Genomic DNA, 19,881 nt, shown 5'->3' with positions numbered 1-19,881 from the left:
GCCTCGGTCGGCTACATTCCGCGGCCGCGGCGCCACGCTTCGAGGGCTGCTTTTTTGGCGGCGTTGTCCTGCTTGGCCTCGTCTGACTGTGTCGGCGATGTCGATTTTTTCTGCCCTTCTTCGGCTTTTTCTTCCGCTTCGATCTCTGACTCGAGCGCGGCCCTTCGCCGCCGGTCGGCCTCGGCCTGGATCTTGGCTTGTCGCCGCATCTCGTCATCCGGATTAAGTGCCACCAGCTTGGGCGCCGGCTTCTTGGCAGAACTGGCAGACGGATTCGGCTCGCTGGGCCGGTCGCCGATCCGCGGTTCGACCGGCTGGTGGGAACCGTAACTGTCCTGTGGAAGTCGTGCCTGCGCCGATTGCATTTCGCGCTCGGTCGGGTCCGGCTGCGAGGGCACCGGCGTACCGGCGCGCTTCGTTTTCTTGGGCTTGTTCAGACCGGCAAGGGTCTCGGCGAGCTTGGCGATCACCTCAGCCGATGCGGTGCGAGCTTTCGCAGTGGCACGGCCTGATCCGGTATCCGGCGCGGTCCGCGGAACCGGCCCGTCATTACCGGGCTGTTGCTCGCCGCCGACCGATCGAGAAACGCTGCACGCTGCGTTAATCGGAGCGGAACCCGAGTGATCAGCTGAAGACGCGGACGGCGCGCGTCTTTCGGGCGTCGCGAGTGGCGGCGGCGGGGGGCCGGGCTCATGCAGCGGAACGGTCAGCGCTGCCTTGGCGCTGGTCGGCTCGGGGAGCGGTCGCCCAGACCCCGCCGACGCGGGACTGGCTACGCGGCGAGCAGCAGCAGACGGATTGACCATGCGTTCGATTGCCTGTCGAACCTTGGGATGCTCGCGTAGGCGCATGAACTCAGCGCGACCCGGACGATCAACGCCGGCATATTCCCAGCCATTTTTCTGCCGAACGAAACTCCTGCGGTTGCGGTCAACCCAGCCCGCTACCGCGACCGCTTCCTCCTCCTGCGCTGTGTAGCGCGCCGCGATTGCCTGTTGGATCCTTGGGTCGCTCGCCGGAAGGTGGCGTGCAAAAGTACGATCGGCGATCCGATAGCCATTCTCGAGTTTCTCGATGCGCGGGCGCGTCTTATCGAGACGCGCGATGAATTGGTCGACCGCGTCGCCATTGGGTTGAGCCGGCGCCGTCGGCATGGACGCAACGGGCACTACGGTGCGCGCAGGATCGGCCACTTGCAGTCGTGCAGACTCGACTTCCATCTCGTGATCATCGAGTTCACCATGCAGGAACAGGACCGCCGTGCGCGACGCCACCCGCTTCTGTTCGGCGTCTTTTCGACAGCCATCGACGACGGCCTGGCCCTCGGCCAGGAACGGCGCCATCGCCGAAAGATAGGCGTGCGCATCGTCGCTCAGCACCGTTCGCCTCGTGCGCTCGCGATCGCTCAATTGGCAATCGCCACGCAAATCGGCTTCGAGCCAGGAATCGTTTATTTCCTTCAGTTGCGTCGACCGTGACGCAAGCCGGGCGATCAGTTGATGGGTGCGTTCGGCCTCGGCATCGCGTTCGTTGGCAATGCGCGCAGCTTCTTCCGCCTGATCGATCCTGCGACCGAACTTGTTCGCCTCATCGCTCGCAGGCAAGCCGGCTACGCGATGGCGCAGCGGCTTGAATTCTTCGCCGACGCGCGCGTGATCGGAGGCCAGCTTTTTGTCAATCTGCGCCTCGATCGCCTGCCACTGGCGCGCTTCGTTGCGCGTGCCCTTGTCGGTCGCCTCACCAAGGCTTTCCTTCCTGCTCAAACCAGGGTCCAGCTTCTCGCCGGGGAGCACTTCGATGCCCATCGTGGCGTACGTTCTCGGATCGTATCGCCGATCGATCTCCGCGCGTTTCAGCTCCTCATTAGCCAGCCACGCAAACCTACGACGAAGCTTAGGTATCCAGGAAAGGCCCGAAACCTCGCGAACTTTTAGCTGTTTGAAGGGCACCTGCCGCTTACCCTTTTTGATCGGCCTCGCCGCAAAATCCCACTGGCCAGCCGAAAGGGGCGTTACATCGAAGCCGTCCTCTCGCGCCCACGCAATGTCCGCATCGGTAATGCGCCGGCACGGGCGGTCATAATAGATGAGGTGGAAGTGCCAGTTCTTCTGATTGTTGGCGTGGTCCGGTGCATGCATGACTGCGACGAACGGTAGGCCTCGGCGCTCGAAGTCGGCTGCGAAACGCCTGAGCAGCCGAACCCGACCGGGGTGAGGCAATTCGTGGGGAAGTTCCCCGATTATCCGGTCCTGAATCCGCCCGCCTCGGCCGTCATGAAAGGTTGCCAGCAAAGTTCGTTTGAAGGCCCTAAAACTAGCGTCGGTTTCGCCGTCTTTCTGCTTTCGGATTTTGACCCAGCCCGGCTGGCGCTCAAGCCAGCCGCGCATCGCTTCGCCGGATTCGATTTCGAAGCGATTGGTCCTGGATTTGTCGGTCGATGAGAGCGCGTTTTTGAGCGGTTCAGGACAATCCGGCGATTCGAACACGCGAGCCCAGAACTCAGGACTACGCTCGCGATGAACGGTCATTTTGTCCGGGCTTGGCTTGGCTTCCTCTTGTTCCACGAGAGACCAGAATTCGGCCCGTTTGACCGGGTCCGGATCGATATTGGTGAAGAGTACGCGCGCTCCGTCCGGTTGAACCGCCACTGCCGATTCGCGGGCGACATAAGCGTCATGGTCGGACGCATTCTGGTGCTTCAGTCCTGCTTTTTCTGATTCTGTACCTCGTGGATCGCGAAGTCCCGGGCCCGACAGACTTCCCGCACCCCAGCGCCCGGTCGAACTGCCCAGAAATGCATCATCCGGCACCAGACGTTCAGGTCTCCATCGTTCTGCCCCCACCATGCCGCCGGGCATCGGGCACATATCGGCGTCGGCTCCGGAATCTCGATGGTCGGATCCGAAAAAATCGAATCCAGGGAATCGAAATTCGATACGCTCGAGAGCTGCGCGAGCGGCTTCCTGGAATCGTTGGACATCATCATTCTCCTTTTTCGATTGCTTATGAGCGGTGGCGAAATCGACGTGCTCCGCCTCGGCGGATCGAGACGGCGCAAGGCCGTTCGTAATTCCTTCGCCGATGTTCGGAGCAGCCTGCGCGACGGCCGTATCCCGCTCGATATATTCGCCATGTGCTGCTGCCGAGCCGGGGCGGATACGCAGGCCATCGGCCTCCTTGGGCTCGAGAACCTTCGAGATCGACACGTGCGAAAAATGAAACGAGGTGCGGCCGTCTGTCGTCGTCGGCCGGATCGGTCGCCGCATCGGAAGATGGAACGGTGCGCACCAGCGCTTCTGCGGCTCAACGCTCGCCTGCATCCGCCGCTTCTGCGGCGCCGGACGCCAGAAGCGGATGCCAAGCACGTCCTCGGGCTCCTCACCCTCGAACAGGCGATCGATCGCCAGCTTGAACCGCTTGGCTCGTTCCGCGACGACCAGCTTTTCCTCACCCTCGAAAATCGAAAGTCTCCACGTTCAGCCGCGACGGATGTCGGGCTAGCGTGGTTTTGGGAGAGAATTTGTCGGTTCGGAAATCACGCCAAAAACGAGATTATCGGTTATAAATTGGCTTTTTTGGTAGTCGAGCGCCTTGGCACACAGGCATTCTACCTAATTTGCCTTTTTCGCCTCTCACACCCCTCCCTGGCACAGCAGATTGGCGTCTCGCCGATCTGCGGTAGTGCGCTTCAAAACTTCTTCTTCACTTCTGTTGCCCCTTCTTTCGCGCGCGCTCTTCCCTATTTTCCTCGCATCACCAAAAAATTAGGTGTTCCATTTCTATTGGAATATTTGGTGACTTGACGATTCTACAGGAGGAACGCGCCATGAATTCCGGAACCGGTGGCACTGGCCCCGTTCGTGGTCGCCCGGACAAATCGCAGGCCGCGAAGCGGCGTTTGCGAGACATGGAGAAGCTCGAGCGAGACGAGTCCGTTTGGGATTGGTTCATGCAAGCTGTCCGGCATGGCGAACTCGATGACCCGGCGGAAATCGAGAAAGAGCTTACCGAGCTGCTCGATGAGATCGCCGAAGCCGCCAATCCGGTACAAGTACCGCGACACGATCAGCCCACCCAGGAGAACGACAAAAAAAGTAACCCGGAAGGTTCCCTCCTTCAAGCGCTTGAAAGAGGGCGCTGGGTGCTGTCGATTCGCCGCGATCTCGACCGACTGAATGACCGCATTCAGCAGCTGCGTCACGCGACGGAAACCGCGGAGGCGGAGGTCCGTTGGCAAATATGCGAGGCGCTTGCACAACGCGAACCTGCGATCGATCGCGAGGTCCTCAGACGCGCGCGGCAGCTTGAAGCTGCGGGCGTCAACCGCGCCTCGGTTTCGAAAATTCGTCAAGACGCAGAGCGGGCCTGGAAAAACCCCGCTTCCTGGTCCGATCTACCACCTTGTGTCGGCCGAGTTCGCTTCGAAGAGTGTGAGCCTAATCCGGACCAGATCGAGGTAATTAAGGAGCCGCTGCCGCCGCTGCGCCATTTGTCATCGTACGGAGTGGACGAAAATCTCATCGAGCAACGACTGCGTGACCAGTCGGCAGACAGCGCGTTCGCTTACGTTCACGATCGCATCACCTCTTGGATGACCAAATATTATGCGCGTCGCTCGAAGCGAAGTAACGACACGATCGCGTGGGGCTGGGCGGTGCTGTTGCTGGTCGGCGAAATCGAGTTTGATCAGCTGAGCTCCTTTCCGAACTTGGTGCTCTCCAGTCCCTGGATACCGGAAAAGATCTTGAAAATCTCGCGCGAGCCATCGGTTGCCACATCGAGCGCCAGCTCCAACGAAATTTCGCCGCCTTAGCCTGAGGCGGAGACCAGCGCGGCTTGCCGCGGATCATAGACGAGATCGGCCAAGGATCCGTCGCCGATCCGTTCGATAATTTCATCGATAACCGACACGGGCACCAAGAACCATTCGCGGGGCCGCACCGGCTTCCCGAACCGGTCCTTGATCTCGATGTCGCAGCGAACCCGAGCAAGCACCCTGTGGATCAGTTGCTCGAGCTTCAAACGGTTCACATCGTATAGCGTATAGGTCGCCACGACATCGACATCGGCGAGCAAATAGGTTGCGTCATCGCGCGCACCAGCAATGCGCGCCTCAATGTCCCCGCCGGTGATGCCGATTTTATGGATCAGATCGCGATTGTCGGCGATCGTCTGGTGGTCCGATCTGCTTCGCAAAACGTATAGCGTCCCGGTGCGAAGATAGTCGGGTTCCTCGACCGCGGAAGACGATTGCGAATCGAACAATGGCCCGGCGGTTGGTTCGGAAATTCGCCGTCCGCCTTCATCCTTGTAAAGCGCGCGCTGAAGCGAGCGCAGGAGCAGGTGATTCTCGGTCCCGTTCGAGTAGATCACGCGCAACCGCGCATCCGTTTCGCCGTTGGGCGCTTTGATCGGGTCACCACGTTCGGCGACATAGGCCATCTGGCCGCCGACTATGAAGAATTCGCCCGGCAAAATCTCCGCCTTCGACATACCCAGATCGCGGACAAAGGGACGCGTGGTGCGCGTGCCCGCCTCGAGATCGGCCTGGACCTGCTCGAATAGCGGCTTGAAGTCGGCGAAGTTCTCGCAACGCTGAGCGTTGGCGATTTCTTCCGCCGCCTTGCGCTCGCTATGCGACCGCACGTTGCGGAGCTGCGTGATATCGACGTCGGACGTTGCTTCCGCGCCCAGTTCGGCGAGAAGCGCATCGTCGTCGAGCTCGTCCGCAACAGGTCCGGCATCCTGGGGACCACGCTCCAGAAGGCCGTGCGGGTCCATATCGGCGAGCAACTCTCGACATTCGGGGAGTGCCCGCAACCGATCCAGCCGGACGGCATACAGTCGTTCAAAAATCTCCCGGTCCTCGCCATGCTGCGGGGGGCGGCCGTGCTCCTCGCGGAACTTCACTATGTCTTCAAAGCCAGCAATGATCCGCTCTTCTCGCGGCGTGCGGGCGCGAACCTTCTTGGGCGTCAGGTCGACGCCGAGCTCGGCGAGGATGTCGTCGTCGCTCAGATCAGCCATCAGCCGTAGCCTTCTGCCGGAACCGGGCGAAAGCCGCGACGCCCTCGGCGAGCTGGCGTTCCCACGGATCCTGCGACGTGATTGCGGGCGCACGCCCGCGCTCGCGTTTCCATTCAACGGCGCGCACCGCATAGGCACGTGCCTCGTCCTCGGTCAGCGTCGTCTTGCGCGCGGCGATCACCGCTTGCACCTGCCGCAAGGTGTCGGGGTTCATCGCTTTGGCGAGGATCGCGTAAGCGGCGTCGAACGGATTGATGTTGTCGATCAGATCAATGTCGAGTTCCTTGACGTTCATAAATTTGCGTACGCCGTCGACGAATGCCGTGTTCGCCTTCAATTCGCCGATGGCATCGGCGGTCGCCGTCTCGGCGACCTCCTTCGTCACCTGTTGCGTGATATTGAGCGCAGCAATCGCGTGCTGCCGGATCGCCTCGTGATCCGTGTCGTCTAGGTCGGGATAGCGATCGCGGACAATCTTGCCCATGCGCACCTGGGTCAACTCTTCCGGCACGACCTCGGGGTCGAACATACCGCGTTCCATCGCCTGCTTATCCTGGATGAAGCTAGTGATGACCTCGTTCAAATCTTCCTGGCAGATGCGGCGCGCCTCTGGCGTGCTCGGCTCGACCAGATCCTTGAGCTCGAAATGGAACTGGCCCCGCTCCTCGTTGAAGCCGACATTCTGCTTGCCTTCTTCGTAACCACCTGGCCCATAATCGTAGCCGTCCTTGGGGCCAACGTCCTTCGGCGTGAATTCGAACTTCGGCGTCAGCACCTGCTCCATCAGCAGACTCGCGGCGATTGCCTTCAGCGTATCGTTGACGGCATCGGCGACGACGTCGTCGGCGGCGGCCGGCTCGGCGATCAGGTTGGTGAAGCGCGCCACGGTCTTGCCCGGGGCGTCGCGCGTGGCGCGGCCGATGATCTGGATGATCTCGGTCAGGCTGGAGCGATAGCCCACGGTCAGCGCATGCTCGCACCAGATCCAGTCGAACCCCTCTTTCGCCATGCCGAGCGCAATAATGACGTCGACATGGTCGCGATCGGTTCGCGCGTCCGGGCTGCGAAGTGCCGTGATGACGCGATCACGCCGCGCACCATCATCATCCACCAGGTCGGCGACCGTGATCGTGCGCCCGCCTACCGTGTCGATCAGATGGAAACCAGTCGTGGGATCGGTGCCCTTCCACGCGCCGAGATGATCCATGATCTCCTCGACCTCGCGGTGCTTGTCCTTGGTGCTTTCCCGGCTGTTGACGCTGGGGATGTGGACGATCGTCTTCACCGCCGGGTCGAGCAGGTCGTTGATCTTGTCGACATAGCGGCCGGTGTAGAAGCTGTAGGCGATGTCGAGCGTTTTCAGATACTGATAGCCGTTGAGCTGCTCGTAATAGGTGTAGGTGATGGTGGTGAACTTTGCCTCGTCCTCCGGCGTGAGGACCGCAACGGCATCGCCGCGAAAATAACTGCCCGTCATCGCGACGACGTGCGCCTTATCGCGCGTGATCAGCTGGCCGAGCTGCGCACCCAGCCGATTGTCCGGGTTAGCCGACACGTGGTGAAATTCATCGATCGCGACCAGACGATCATCGAACGCCTCGATTCCCAGCTCGTCGACCGCGAAACGGAAGGTGGCGTGGGTGCAGACCAGCACCTGGTCATCGCCCGCCAGAAACTCGCCGACTGCCTTCACCTTGGACCTGGCGACCTTTACATCATCGGCACCGGGCGCGTTGCACAGGTTCCAGTGCGGCTTCACCGTCCAGTCCGCCCAGAAGCCGTATTTGCTCAGCGGCTCATCGGCGAAACTGCCGCCGATCGAGCGCTCCGGCACGACGATGATCGCCTGCTTAATGCCCTGATTGTGGAGCTTGTCGAGCGCGATAAACATCAGCGCGCGGGACTTGCCCGATGCCGGGGGCGATTTGATCAGCAGATACTGTTCACCGCGATGGCCATAGGCACGCGCCTGCATCGGCCGCATGCCGAGTTCATTGGCGCTGGCCGAAGCACCGGTATGTGCTGTGACAAGGCGGACTGCGGGGATCGGACGGTTCTCGGTCATTCGCTCTTCCATGTTTCAGCCGCAGCCAGCGCCATGTTCCAGGCATTTTCGATGTGATTATCGGAAGCGAGAAAGAACTCTCGACCGAGCGACGATCCGTGTTGATCCAGAACGTCCTTCATTACCTGCTCGCCCGCCAGAGCATGGCTGGATGACGGGAATGGTGATCTGTCTTTGGCGCTGGAGCGCAGCACCGACCATCGAAACGCTCCGGCGGGCAAGGCGCAGTTGTGGCTATAGCAGCGGGTATCCGGGCTGCGCGAGAAACCGACCTTCACGATCCGATTGCCTCCGGCGGGATGCCCTAAGAAGTGGTCAGCATTGCCCTCCAACGCCAGAATATAAAGGTGCTTCGGACCCTCGGACTCCCGAGTCATAAATGCAGCCTGCGAAACCGGTCCAGCTTTGCTGGGCCGTAAAATCTCACGTGCCGGGCCAGACACATGGAAGTCGACAGGCACCCCGCCAAATACGGTGACCTCCGTCAGATCAAGATCCAGCAGACCTCGCGCTTCGGAAACGGTCAGGCGGCGTCCTCGTGCGCCAATCAGTGTGGCGCTACCAGGCGAGTAGGTCTCCGGCGCGAATTCCTGAACGCGAGGCCGAGCTTCGGAGTTCACACGCCAAGCCCGAACAGCCTTCAGGGCGTAATTCCATTTGTCTCGCCGCCCCTCATCGCTCTGTTCATCCGCCCATCGATTGGCGGGCACAAAATCGCGCTTGTGCCCGCGGATATGTGATTGCTGCTGCACACCGAGAATACGTCCCCGCTCAAGTGGGTTTTCCGCGGCACCCGCGCCGTATATGACGACAAGGGCCCCCGGCCGGCTATTGTCGAGGAAGTCCCGCCGCATCCACTCCTGCGTGAAGCCGAGCAGCCCCCAACTTTCCGGGGCGAAACCGTAGTAGCTGGTTAGCCATACGTCTGGCTGATCCTGCTCGATCTCGATCACATCGACGGGATCCGGCCATTCCGCTGGATGCGCCGCCTCGAACGCGGCAACGCTACCATAGGTCTCGACAACCCGCGATGGTGCAATCTGGCCGAAAAGCCGACCGCCCGCATCCCAGTCATGTGCCTCGAACATCCGTTCAAGGCCGCCATAGTCGCGTGCTGCGATCGCATTGATCGCCCGCTTATCCCAACCTGGCGCTCGATCCTGGGCAGTCATGCGGCCTTGCCCTTCTTCTTCGCGCTCTTGCCCTTACCCCTGGGCGCGGCGCGGGCGGTCATTTTGGTGTAGAGGTCGAACAGCTTTTCCAGCCGTTCGGTATCGTTGCGGAAGCGGCGACCGATGTAGATGCGTTCGAGGACCTCGTCATTTTCCTCATGCGCGCGGCGCAGGTCGTAGGGCATCGCGTCCGGATTATAGAGATCGGCGATGGTCGCGGGGAAGTGCGCCTCCCGCGCCAGCAGGATGTTCTCCGCCGTGCGAGTGAGATCGGCCTTGTCTTGCTCGGTTAGCTTGGGGACGGGAAACGTGTTCCAGCCGAGGGTGTTGGAGTAGGAGAAGTCCGTTCGCATGCGGACGCATACTGTGCCGATCCAAACCCAGTGTAGACGCGATGCGATCAACGCGACGTTCCAAACTGGAGCGTCGACGAGACCATAATTTCTGTCGCTGATAAGAACGCCGGCAGGCAAAAAGCCGACGGGCAAGAACTCCCGGTTCTCCGAGGTTACTCGCGGCACCACAATCGTGTACGATCTTCCAGGAGCCATATGGTGGTAATAAATGTTCGGCTCATTTGCGATGCTGCGCAGAGCGGGCGCGGTGCTTACGGAACGCGATGCCGTCACTGCGGACATGCGCCCATCAATTAACGCAATAGTCCGGGCAGCGGCCATATCCCGGTCGCGAACATACAGGCATTGGCGCTGCGTTCCGTTGATGAACTCGGTCGAGCCTACGATCTTTCGAACATACTTATTCCGCTCGAGAGCAGAAAGTGTCTGAACGTCGGCCTCGTCCAGTTGAAGCCCGCCATCATCCTTCAGCACGTTCCCCAAAGCCATGCGGGAGAGACCGCTAATCGACTGATGCGTTCCGGAAATAATAATTTCTGCCCCGGACGTGAGATAAGGAGAAATGACATCTACTATTTTTAGCGAGTCATCGTCATATAAGCGCCGTGCGCCAGAGTGAACTCGCTGCTTCAATCCCACGATCACGCAGGTTACTCCGGCATTGTCCGAAGCTAAGTTGTTCCATTTGAAAGGTCGATACGCGAAGTCGATGGCGCAGCGTTTTAATATAGCCGGCCACAAAAGCGGAACCTGCTGGCCTTGGGTTATCGACTTCGTGGTGACGAATGCGCATTTAGAGCGCGAATTCGCGATGTAGCCGACTGCTTTGATGAAGAAGCCACATATGTAATCCAGCGAACGCCATCTTTCCACGATACCCGACAGGATTGGCTCCAGATCCGACTTGTGGACCTCCGATTGCATCTTGTCCCCGATATAAGGCGGGTTTCCACAAATGTATGTCTCAACCCTGTCGCCCTCCTCCAGCCCATTATCCTCAAGCGCCAGCCGCCCGGTCGGCCCGGCAAGATCCTGCTCCTCCACCAAAGTCGCGCCGACTGGCGGGCATACCTCCAGCCAATCCAGCCGCAGCGCATTGCCCACCGTGATCTGCCCCGTCTTGTGCAAGGGTAGCACCATCGCGCGGGCTTCCTGCTGGCTGAGATACAAGCAGTCCGCCTGAAACTCGGCGATCAGCAGCGCGAGGCGGGCGATCTCGGCGGCGAAACCCTTGATCTCGATGCCGTAGAAATTGCTGAGGGGAATGACGCTGCGGCGCTCGGCTAGCTTCAGGTTCGCTTCCCCGCCCAATCGCTCGACGATCTGCGCCTCGATCGCGCGCATCTCCTTATAGGCGATGACGAGGAAATTGCCCGATCCGCAGGCCGGATCGAAGACGCGGATATGGCCCAGCCGCTTGCGCAGGTTGCGCAGCTTTTGCTTGCTGTCGCCCGCCGCCTCCAGCTGCTCGCGCAAATCATCGAGGAACAGCGGGTTCAGCACCTTCAGGATGTTGGGCACACTGGTGTAGTGCATGCCCAGCTCGCCGCGCTCGTCATCCTCGGCCACCGCCTGGATCATCGATCCGAAGATGTCCGGGTTGATCTCCTTCCAGTCGAGCTCGCCCGCGCGCAGCAGATAGGCGCGCGCGGTGCGGCTGAACCGCGGGGCATCGACCGCGCCGGTGAACAGGCCACCGTTCACATAGGGGAAGGCATCGGCATAGGGCCGGATATTCGCCGCCTGGCGATAGCGGGGATCGAAATTGCCCTCATGCGTGACGGGCGTATCCATCGCGCGGAACAGCTCGGTCAGCACCTCGTGCGTGTTGCCCCATTGCTCCTCGCTGCTGCCATGGCCGGCGTGGCTCATCTGGGTGATGGTGGCGGTGAACTGGTTCTCGCGGAAGATGCCGGTGTCTTCGGCAAAAAAGCAGAAGATTAGCCGGGCCATAAACTGATTGAGCTCGCGGCGCTTGTCCTCGGTCGCCCAGTCCGGATTGTCCTTCAACAGCTCGACATAGAGCTTGTTGAGTCGTCCCGTCGCCTTGACGTCGATGGGGTTATTCTTGATCTCCTTGACCGTGGAGATGCCCGCAAGCGGCAGGAACATCGCGAAGTTCTGCGGCAGATCGGCATAGGCGCAGGCAATAACATCACCGCCGACGAGATCCTCGGCCTCGACCGTTTCGCCATCGGTAGCGAGGATGAACTTGGCCTTGGCGCTGGCGGTCTTGGGGCTGGCGCGCAGGGCGGCGAGGGTTTCGCCGACCTCACCGGCGGGCGCGACGGCAATGTGGATGTTGTTGCGCTGGAGAACGCCGCCGTCGACGTCGGACTGATTTGTCGATCCGCTACGCAGCCGCTTTATCGTGGTGGCTTTATTTCCGAAGGCGGCGAGAAACTGGAAGGAAAATTCGGCAGCGTCAAACGGCTGCAGCACCAGATCGGATACGGCTTCTTCAATTTCTACAGCATTCATCGGCAACGGTTTTCCTGGTGGGCCCGGCGATAGCGCGGGTGCCGGATAGTTCATAATTTGTAGCGCGGAAGATCGCGTCGGTCACTAGGTCGCCGCGATGGCGCTCGGCGGCGAGAAGGTATGCCAGTCGATGTCTATTTTGATGAATACCCGAGGCCCGAAATTTTCGACTTCCGCGACTTTGGCTCGGCATTGGTCGAAAATCGAACCATCGGTGGCTGCGATAATGTCGTTCAACACTCGATTGCCGCGGTTCAACTCGGCGATCACAGATTCTGGAAGTGAGCGATCCAGCAGCAACAACCTACCTGTCCCGTCAGGTTGCTCAAAATATTCGACACCGCGTTCAGAATAACTAAGCAGCCAGACCCCTCGCCAAAAGCGCAACCAGTCTGGGTGCGTCGTCTTTCCATTGGTAATCTTTTCGACTGACGGAAAAATTGCAGTTGACGGAGTTTTCCAGCTCGCTTCGGTGTAGAGTTGATCGACGTGGCGACTACGCTTTGCGAGCCAGGCTATTCCCAGCTGCGAAATAGAATGCATTGCAGGAACCATCGAACGATCAGCGGTCGAGCTCGCTCTGCACATCTGGCCACAGCCGCGCCGCATGACGTTTTAACGCCTTGCGCATCGTCGCGAGCTCAGAGGTCGATACCCCTAAAAAAGTTGCGAGGTCACGACCTCGAAGGTCGAACCCTATGCCCTCGATGAGGGCGGCGTGTCTCGGGTTTTCGCGCGCCAGTTGTTCGAGCGCATCCGCGCATACCGAGCGCACACGCTCTATTTCGGCAATCTCCTCCGCGGTCCGGACCACAAAGTTCCCGATCGCCAGCCGGTCGATCACCTCTTCGACCGGCAGGCTGATTTCCTGATTACCTCGTCGCTCACGCGAGCGTAGCGCGGTCGACGCCATGCTTCGCATAATGCCGGCGAGCACCTGCTCAACCGACACGTCCGACCGGCAAGCACGCGACGTCAGCGCCTTACGAACGGCTTCATGCAACAGATCGCCGGCGTCGCCGTTCAGCCTGCTCGCAAACCAGCGAGACGCTCGCCGCACATCACCGGCGTTCGAGAAATCGACCTTGGCAAGCTCGGCGCGCACCTCGTCCGCCGTCAGAGGGCGGGCAGTCTGCCGATCGAAGGTGGGAGCCGACACAGTTGCGGGCTTACCTATTCATGCGCCGAGGCAAAAGTTTTCGGACAGGCTGTCCGAGAAAATCCCGTTCGGCGCATGAATGGGTAAGGCCCGAGCTTCGTGCGGTGCAATGCATGGGCGGGACCGTAGCCCCGCCCCGTTAACGAGCGGTCTACGCCGCCTCGCGGTCCAGCCACGGCGCCAGACGCTCCGCGTCGCGAGCCGCCTCCTGAAGAAGCGCCTTAAATTTCGCTTCACGGTAAGCGCGCAAGGCTTCCGTATAGCCGCGGCCTCCACGCAGTGCTTCGACACTGCGAAGGATCCGGTCACGGACGACGTCGATCTCGGCACGCGGATCGTACAGCCTGCGCCAATGCGCGAGCAGCAGGGTAGTACTGATGACGTCGCATTCACAGCCTTGGATGACCTCGTCCCAGCGCCCGGCTTCGATCAGTCCAGCGACCGCGAAGGCTGGGACGGTAACCTTGGCCGGGATATCGCATGCGGCAAGAATTTCGGCCATGTGGACCGGCTTCATCTTAAAATTGCCGGTCAGGACGCGGGCGAGATCGAGATGACGCACCGGATCGCTGCCACCGAAGCCGAGCCAACGCCAGCCGGATGGATAGGTTAGCCCGTGCCGGAGCATAGCCGCGGTCAGCAATGGGCAGTCGTGCATCATTCCAGCCCACGTCACCAGTTCGGCATTGTTCGGTGCCTCATCGAAGACCTTGAGTACGCCTTCGATCACCTGTCGCTCATTATGGTCTGGCGCGCTGAAGGTTTCGAACCTGTTGACCTCGATATTCCCGGCAACACTCTCGACAACGACCATGATGGCGGCCGTCGTGATCGTCTGGAACGGCCAGCGCGGCGTCGTTAGCGGATCTTCGCTACGGCGATAGCCGCGTCGGATAGGTTTTTCTTCGCTCGGCACCCACCGCTCCATCGACTGGTAGCGTTTATGTGCGGTATCATCGAGGACGGCGGATTCGAGGTCGAGCACAACCCAGCAGCGCGGCTCGCGCCGCGCGATTTTTTCAATATTCATGGAAATCTCCGGGTGGCGGCGGGCACTTCCAACGCGCCCGCCTGATTGGTTCAATTAAAGCGGACGACGGTTTCGACGGGGCGCTCCGGCTCGACCCAGTCGGCACCCATCGGTAGCCAGACATTGTTCTCGGCGAGACGGCCGCCCATCGCTTGCGCGGCGGCGCGGATACGGCGTTCGGCGATCTTCCGGCCTTTGGCCAAGCTCTTGGGCTTTCCGGCCACGCGTTCGAGCAGGCCGCGCGCACCAATCGCGAACATCTCGTCGCGGCGCGTCGAAATGAGTATGACAGGCGATGTTTCGGTGGAGGCCCAAGCCACACAGCGATCGGTGACATTGATCGTCAGCAGGTCGCGAAGCACGACCGCATAGCTGCTCGGTTCCGCCACGGCGGCGTTCGTCCAGCTCGAGTATACGACGTCCTTGCGCATCGCGACCGCGACCCGGCCGAGCTCCGTCCCGATCTCGGCGTCCATTTTGCGGCCTGAGCTGAATGACAGACAGTCGTTGGCTGGTTTGAACAATGGCCAGCCCATTTCCTTACGGAGTGCCCACATCCAGTTCTGGTGTTTGAGCGTCATCGTGGTGTGTTCCATGGTATTTCCTTGTTGCTGATCGACGGCCGGTTCGGCCGGAGCATTTTTTCCGCTCACCTGCGGTGCTCATGATTGTTCTGATGGGAGAGAGGCGCGCTGAAGCGCGCCCGGCTCAGCGATGGCGCTGATGCCAGCTGATCTTCATCATCCGCGGCACGGGGCCATCCGCGCAGATATTCTGCCGGAACCAGCGCTCTTCCTCCGCGCAATGCTGTTCGTCGATCTCGCTCCACCACACGCGGTGGCGTTGGTCCCAGCGGTAGCCTCGAGCTTTCAACAGGCCGCGCTTGTCATATGGTGCGCCCGTGGCCTCGAATCGCACGGTCGACCTCTCGGCATTCGCCAGCAGCGTGCCGATTACGGTGCCGCCGTCCGGCAGCCGATGGGCCAGCAGATGGATCAGGCTGATTACATCGGCCATCGCGCGGTGTGCGCCGTTGAAATATCCCGCTTGCATGAGCAGGTGCCCCAGTTTGCAGCCGTCGAAACCTGCCTCGACCCAATCGAAATCCGATGCCGAGCAAGCCCATGCTGCGCCGGCCAAACCGGGCAAAAGATTTTCGACGAATCCGATGTCGAAGCGCGCATTGTGTGCGATGCGCACATCCGCAGCGGCAAGCCGTCGTTCAAGCCTATCGAGATCGATGCTCTTTCCGGCCACATCGTCATCGGTAATGCCCGTGAGGCGACGTATGTGCGCTGGTATGGGCATGTGCGGATCGCGCAACGCCTGACCGGCGCTCACGATCGAAATAATCTGGCCAGCCTGGTCCACCTCCAGTGTCACGACCGCGATGTCGATGATTTCGTCGATCAACGGATCGGTGCCGGTGGTCTCGGTGTCTACAATCGCGACGAAACGGGTCGGCCCTTCCATGCGCTTCGCAAGCGGAAAGTCCTGAAGCGACGAGACGCGGCGCAGTATCCTGACGTTCGGATCGTTCGCACATAGTGAAAGCGCAGCCTCTGCCGAGGCTGCGCGATTGATGGTGGTCATGATCGATTTCTCCTGTGAATTCGACCGAGCGGGAGCGAGGGACTTTTTCCCTCTTCCTTATCTCGATCACAGGAAGCCCTCGTGGGCGGGTCGAATCGCGCCGGGTTTGCCGGGGCCTATCTCTACCGCTGGCGGGTTGGGAATACCGGCCCGCGGACTGTCATCCGGTCCGCCGGAAACGGCCGCTGAAGATCGACGATCTCGTCATAGGATCCCTGAAGCCACCGATCATAGTCATCCCGATGAAGGACGGTGATCATGGCCTTGGGATGGATGGGACGCACCAGTTCGTTCGCGTCGCAGGTTACCATGGCGAACGATGCGCCCTTTTCGGTCTGCTGCCAAAACCCGGCTACCGCGAAGACGGGCTGATCGCGCACCGCGAACCACATCTCGCCCTTGATCCCCTGCTCCGGATCCTTTTCCGGCGTCCATTCGCAGAATTCGGTGAGCGGTATGAGGCAACGGTTGGCAGGATTTTCGGCAAGCCGTCGCCATTGCGGAAGATCGAGCCGGCGGACATTGGTCATCGGCCATCTCGCACCGCCGCCCAAGACGTCCCACTGCATCACATCGAGACCGAATCCGGTCTCTCGATCGTTGCGGAACACATAGGCGCGCGACTTCGGATAGAGTTCGACCGGGTTGAACCGGTTGTCGCGCGGACGTTCGGTCAGCCAGTCGCCGCCGAATTGTTCGAACAGCGTTTCTGGCTCGCCACGGTTGCGGGCTCTGTTGCACATCAGAGGTATCCCCCGAACATGGCGACAAGCGTGAGGGCCACAAGCACGGCGAACTCGATTTCGAGCAGACGAATGCGGCGCTTCATTGCAGCGTCCCTCGGCCCAGCTGGTCGAACCGATGCGCGATTTCCTTCCAGCGAGCTACGCCAGCTTCATCGCCTTCCAAAGCGAGCGCGCCGATGCGCTCCGCGATGAACGCCGGCCCATGCTCGCCGTGAAGCCGTAGGATGGCGAGCGCTTCGGCCCAGCGTTCCTCTTCCGGCGTCAGCACTGGTGGTTTCGCCAGTAGCGATCCCACCGAAGTACCGTGCCGGTGCGGAGCATCGCGCAGGATATGTCACCGCTCTTCGGCGACACGCACCAGGCTGCGGTGCGACTGCCGCCTGCGCTGCCATCCGACCGGCATCGCATCGTGGGACCTGTTACGCGGATATGGCCATCGCGGGTTTTGCCGAGCGGTCGGCCCACGGTGTTTACGAGCGCGTCACGGGCGGCAACCCATCCGGCCTTTGGACATGGCTGGTTCGAACGGCAAGTGCCGTCGGTTTCGCGCGCTGCGATACCGGCAAGCCGAACGCGCGGTCCCTCCTTGCACCATACCGGACCATCGCCGTCCCAAACACGGACAGGCGTGCACGCGAAGGTGGTTCCGGCCGGGACGATCGCCTGGGCGAGCATTAGCGCAAATATGAAGATACCAACCCCCTTCCGATGCCGAACCCTGCCCTGAATCCCATCGCGCGATCAAGTCCGGAGGCCTTCGCGAACGCCTCCGGACTGAGCCGGCGCCTTGCCGATTGTTCGCATTTTGTTCTACATGTTCAACATCGCCCCTTGGTGGCGAGTCGACGAACTGGAGCATGATGATGCAGCACGATCTGCAGCTGCGCGCTGCCGCGCGCGAGATTTACGACGCCTGCTACCCCGGCGATGAATGGTCGCCCCTGGCTTTCGACGAAGCGGAACGGTTCGGAACCGTTCATTACCGGCAGGCGGTCGGCGCTGCGCAGCGCGCGCGACGTGCGCTTGCAAGTCGTCACATTCAACCCGAACTGTTCGACCGGGGATGAGTCGGCGAAAAGGCGAACGTCCGGTGGCGCTGGAACTCGACCGGTATGGCGAAGATCATCCGGTGGCACAGATGATCGCGGACGGCGACAACTGGTTTCAGGCGTGGACGGCTCAGACGGCTACACCGCTGACGACGCTGGCGAAGCGGACCGGTATCCCGCGAAAGCGACTGCTCACCATTGAGCGGGGCGATCGGATATCGCAAGCAGAGCTCGATGCGCTTGCTAGGGCATGGTGCGTTTCGTCCGGCGATCTCGAGAGGTCGATCGGCGAGCAGGTCCAGATTATCCCGTGACGACGGGACCAGTGCGAGCCGATTGGCCGCAAGAAGACTGTCAGCTTTCCGATGCGCTCTTGGCAGCGGAATCGCACCGGTCTGAGCGGAGTCACGCGGGAACCAAGCAGGAGTAGACGTGGTGCAGAAACAAAATACGGAAAGCTCGGTCGACCTCATTTCACCAGTCGGAATGCGATGGCTGAAGAAGCACCGGATCAACTGCGGATGCCTCCAGCGTGAATGCACCGTAAGCCAGATCGGCAATCTTTACGTCACGAAACCGCGCATTGATCCGCGCAGATATCATCCCGACGACGGATTCGGATGTCGCGATCTACTTATTCGAAAAGGCTCTCACTGGCTTTTGCGGCATCGATATAAAAACTGCCTCTATGAAGATCAGAGAACTGGTCACGGCAAACTGACGATATCTGGCGCTTCAATCCCATCTTCGGCGTGCATAGCTCTGAAAGACAGCCTCAAGCCGCTCGCTGAGGTTGTTGAGATTCCTGATCGATGTCTGGCATCGCGGGTTCAAGGCCAGGTAGTAAGTGCGAAATGCGTCCGCGGTGACGTGGTGTTCAGATTTAGGATCAAGTGGCTCGAATTGCAGCGGCCGTGAGCCTACGAGGAAATCTCAGGCTTGCCTTCGTCAATCCTCCGTTTTCGGCGCTGTTCATACGGCTGCGCCGCGCTCACAGTGGCGAGCCGGCAATGTGCAGACGGTCGTCTCCCTCGTTCCGGTTCGAACGGACTCGAGGTGGTTCCATGAGAAGCTGAGCACCGATGCAGACATCTACCTGCTGCAAAGCCCGGTGCGCTTTTTGAATGCGCACGGCAAGGGTCAGCACATACCCTTTTCACTCATGGTGCTGACCCTAGGCGCAACCGCCGAACAGAAGGCGCGATACGCCGAACTGGTGCCGGGCTTCTGGTTGGCGCGCAGCACTGCGGGTCCGGCCGGGATCCGGGAATGAGCGTTAGTCCGGATTACAGCCTTCCGCTGTTCGCAAGTTTCATTGGAAGGCTCCATAAATTTCTGTTCCAACTTAGGCGGCCGACAAAAGTCCGCAATGTCGGCGACACCGGAAAGGCACCTTCCGGATTAAAAGTCTGAAATGCTACCGTTCGCGTTCGCCCAGGCTGAGCCGGCGGCAGGCGCGAACAAAGCCGACATTCGAAGATATGAAATCGCTCACTAATAGCTGCCGGTGATACATGTAACTTCAGCGGCGTCGGTTGGGAGGAGATTGAGCGTGCCGCGATGATCGCTAAGGATGAATCTTGAGAACACGTGTTTATCGCGAGGGCGCCGATGAATCCTAATGCCTGGCTCGATGCCAATGCCGGTGGTTTTTCGCATCTCGACCAGGACGAGCGATGCGCGATCTATCACTTCGCACTGCTGTGGAGCCTCTTGGAGGCCAAGCTGCTGGAGACCCACGGCTCGCCAGGCGCCATTCTCGACGCTGTGGAGCGCATTCGTGCGGCCAACCGCTTAGATTTGGCATCACTCGCAGAGCCGCTCGCCCATTTTCGTGCCCGCTATTGGCAGGACGGAAAGCTGACGGCGCGATTTGACGGTCTCAACATGGCGGCGAAGCAGGTGCGGACAGTCCAACCAGTGCTCGCCGGTCACGACGATCCGGCCGCCGGCCTGTCAGCGCTGCTGCTGATCGTCCACCGGCTGCGCAATAACCTCTTCCATGGGCCAAAATGGTCCTATGGCATTGCCGACCAGCGCGAAAATTTCGAGAACGCCAACCTCGTCATGATAGGGGCGATGGACATGTACCGCCCGCTCATCGTCGACTAGGCTCAGGACCCATTAAATCGCTTGCGCTGGCGGCGATGGGCTGATTCAATCGCGGCACCAAGGAGGTGCTGCTGGTGTCCGAGTTGTGGTT

At 60.6% G+C, this 19,881-nt stretch carries 19 protein-coding genes; 6 read left to right on the top strand and 13 right to left on the bottom strand.

Features of this window, described 5'->3' with window-relative positions; all coding sequences use genetic code 11:
* Positions 1-11: 11 nt before the first annotated feature.
* On the bottom strand, positions 12-3,320 hold the full coding sequence (locus EV664_RS18650; protein ID WP_133497161.1) for a MobA/MobL family protein: 3,309 nt from the start codon (positions 3,318-3,320) through the stop codon (positions 12-14).
* On the opposite strand from EV664_RS18650, the gene EV664_RS18645 reads away from it, so the two are divergent.
* Together EV664_RS18645 and EV664_RS18640 are read left to right on the top strand one after the other, a co-directional pair.
* Positions 3,273-3,803 (top strand): hypothetical protein, encoded by a 531-nt coding sequence (locus EV664_RS18645; RefSeq protein WP_133497160.1) that lies wholly within the window; start codon positions 3,273-3,275, stop codon positions 3,801-3,803. The genes EV664_RS18650 and EV664_RS18645 overlap by 48 nt on opposite strands.
* Positions 3,804-3,826: 23 nt before the next feature.
* On the top strand, positions 3,827-4,813 hold the full coding sequence (locus tag EV664_RS18640) for a hypothetical protein (protein ID WP_133497159.1): 987 nt from the start codon (positions 3,827-3,829) through the stop codon (positions 4,811-4,813).
* Here the strand turns inward: EV664_RS18640 and EV664_RS18635 are convergent.
* The 12 genes from EV664_RS18635 to EV664_RS19585 all read right to left on the bottom strand — a co-directional run bounded on the left by EV664_RS18635 (position 4,810) and on the right by EV664_RS19585 (position 17,304).
* A complete protein-coding gene (locus tag EV664_RS18635; RefSeq protein WP_133497158.1) occupies positions 4,810-6,027 on the bottom strand; it encodes a GIY-YIG nuclease family protein in 1,218 nt (405 codons plus the stop codon). The two genes, EV664_RS18640 and EV664_RS18635, sit on opposite strands and share 4 nt — an antisense overlap.
* Entirely contained in the window at positions 6,020-8,002 is a 1,983-nt protein-coding gene (locus EV664_RS18630) for a DEAD/DEAH box helicase (RefSeq protein WP_425326422.1), read from the bottom strand. The genes EV664_RS18635 and EV664_RS18630 overlap by 8 nt, the downstream gene beginning before the upstream one ends.
* An 86-nt stretch (positions 8,003-8,088) precedes the next feature.
* On the bottom strand, positions 8,089-9,264 hold the full coding sequence (locus tag EV664_RS18625; protein ID WP_133497156.1) for a hypothetical protein: 1,176 nt from the start codon (positions 9,262-9,264) through the stop codon (positions 8,089-8,091).
* Complete coding sequence (locus tag EV664_RS18620) at positions 9,261-12,101, bottom strand: class I SAM-dependent DNA methyltransferase (protein WP_133497155.1); 2,841 nt, start codon at positions 12,099-12,101, stop codon at positions 9,261-9,263. The genes EV664_RS18625 and EV664_RS18620 overlap by 4 nt, the downstream gene beginning before the upstream one ends.
* An 84-nt stretch (positions 12,102-12,185) precedes the next feature.
* Positions 12,186-12,644: a hypothetical protein gene (locus EV664_RS18615; protein WP_133497154.1), complete on the bottom strand. Its 459-nt coding sequence runs from the start codon at positions 12,642-12,644 to the stop codon at positions 12,186-12,188.
* Between the two features lie 19 nt (positions 12,645-12,663).
* Positions 12,664-13,260, bottom strand: a complete 597-nt coding sequence (locus tag EV664_RS18610) for a hypothetical protein (protein WP_133497153.1) — start codon at positions 13,258-13,260, stop codon at positions 12,664-12,666.
* A gap of 151 nt (positions 13,261-13,411) precedes the next feature.
* Positions 13,412-14,290 carry a 3'-5' exonuclease family protein gene (locus tag EV664_RS18605; RefSeq protein ID WP_133497152.1) on the bottom strand — a complete coding sequence of 293 codons (879 nt, stop codon included), beginning with the start codon at positions 14,288-14,290 and terminating at the stop codon, positions 13,412-13,414.
* 50 nt (positions 14,291-14,340) lie between these two features.
* Positions 14,341-14,943, bottom strand: coding sequence for a hypothetical protein (locus tag EV664_RS18600; RefSeq protein ID WP_229668392.1), 603 nt, complete (start codon positions 14,941-14,943; stop codon positions 14,341-14,343).
* A gap of 55 nt (positions 14,944-14,998) precedes the next feature.
* A complete protein-coding gene (locus EV664_RS18595) occupies positions 14,999-15,883 on the bottom strand; it encodes a 3'-5' exonuclease (protein ID WP_133497151.1) in 885 nt (294 codons plus the stop codon).
* A gap of 122 nt (positions 15,884-16,005) precedes the next feature.
* Entirely contained in the window at positions 16,006-16,626 is a 621-nt protein-coding gene (locus tag EV664_RS18590; protein ID WP_133497150.1) for an SOS response-associated peptidase family protein, read from the bottom strand.
* An 82-nt stretch (positions 16,627-16,708) separates the two neighbouring features.
* A complete protein-coding gene (locus tag EV664_RS18585; protein ID WP_308423544.1) occupies positions 16,709-16,897 on the bottom strand; it encodes a DUF6961 family protein in 189 nt (62 codons plus the stop codon).
* Entirely contained in the window at positions 16,891-17,304 is a 414-nt protein-coding gene (locus EV664_RS19585; protein WP_133497149.1) for a hypothetical protein, read from the bottom strand. The genes EV664_RS18585 and EV664_RS19585 overlap by 7 nt, the downstream gene beginning before the upstream one ends.
* Before the next feature lie 182 nt (positions 17,305-17,486).
* Here EV664_RS19585 and EV664_RS18575 point away from each other — a divergent pair, with 182 nt between their 5' ends.
* The 4 genes from EV664_RS18575 (at position 17,487) to EV664_RS18560 (ending at position 19,790) form a co-directional block, all read left to right on the top strand.
* The gene (locus EV664_RS18575; RefSeq protein WP_373287539.1) at positions 17,487-17,696 is read left to right on the top strand and encodes a hypothetical protein; all 210 of its coding nucleotides are present in this window, start codon (positions 17,487-17,489) and stop codon (positions 17,694-17,696) included.
* On the top strand, positions 17,693-17,992 hold the full coding sequence (locus EV664_RS18570) for a hypothetical protein (RefSeq protein ID WP_133497148.1): 300 nt from the start codon (positions 17,693-17,695) through the stop codon (positions 17,990-17,992). The genes EV664_RS18575 and EV664_RS18570 overlap by 4 nt, the downstream gene beginning before the upstream one ends.
* A 698-nt stretch (positions 17,993-18,690) precedes the next feature.
* Positions 18,691-18,951, top strand: a complete 261-nt coding sequence (locus EV664_RS18565; RefSeq protein ID WP_133497147.1) for a hypothetical protein — start codon at positions 18,691-18,693, stop codon at positions 18,949-18,951.
* A gap of 338 nt (positions 18,952-19,289) precedes the next feature.
* The gene (locus tag EV664_RS18560; protein WP_133497146.1) at positions 19,290-19,790 is read left to right on the top strand and encodes a hypothetical protein; all 501 of its coding nucleotides are present in this window, start codon (positions 19,290-19,292) and stop codon (positions 19,788-19,790) included.
* The last annotated feature ends 91 nt before the right edge of the window (positions 19,791-19,881 follow it).

This window comes from Stakelama pacifica (assembly GCF_004361835.1).
Lineage (GTDB): Bacteria > Pseudomonadota > Alphaproteobacteria > Sphingomonadales > Sphingomonadaceae > Sphingomonas > Sphingomonas pacifica.
Note: the sequence above shows the minus strand (reverse complement) of the source record. Positions and strands in the feature narration are given on the sequence as shown.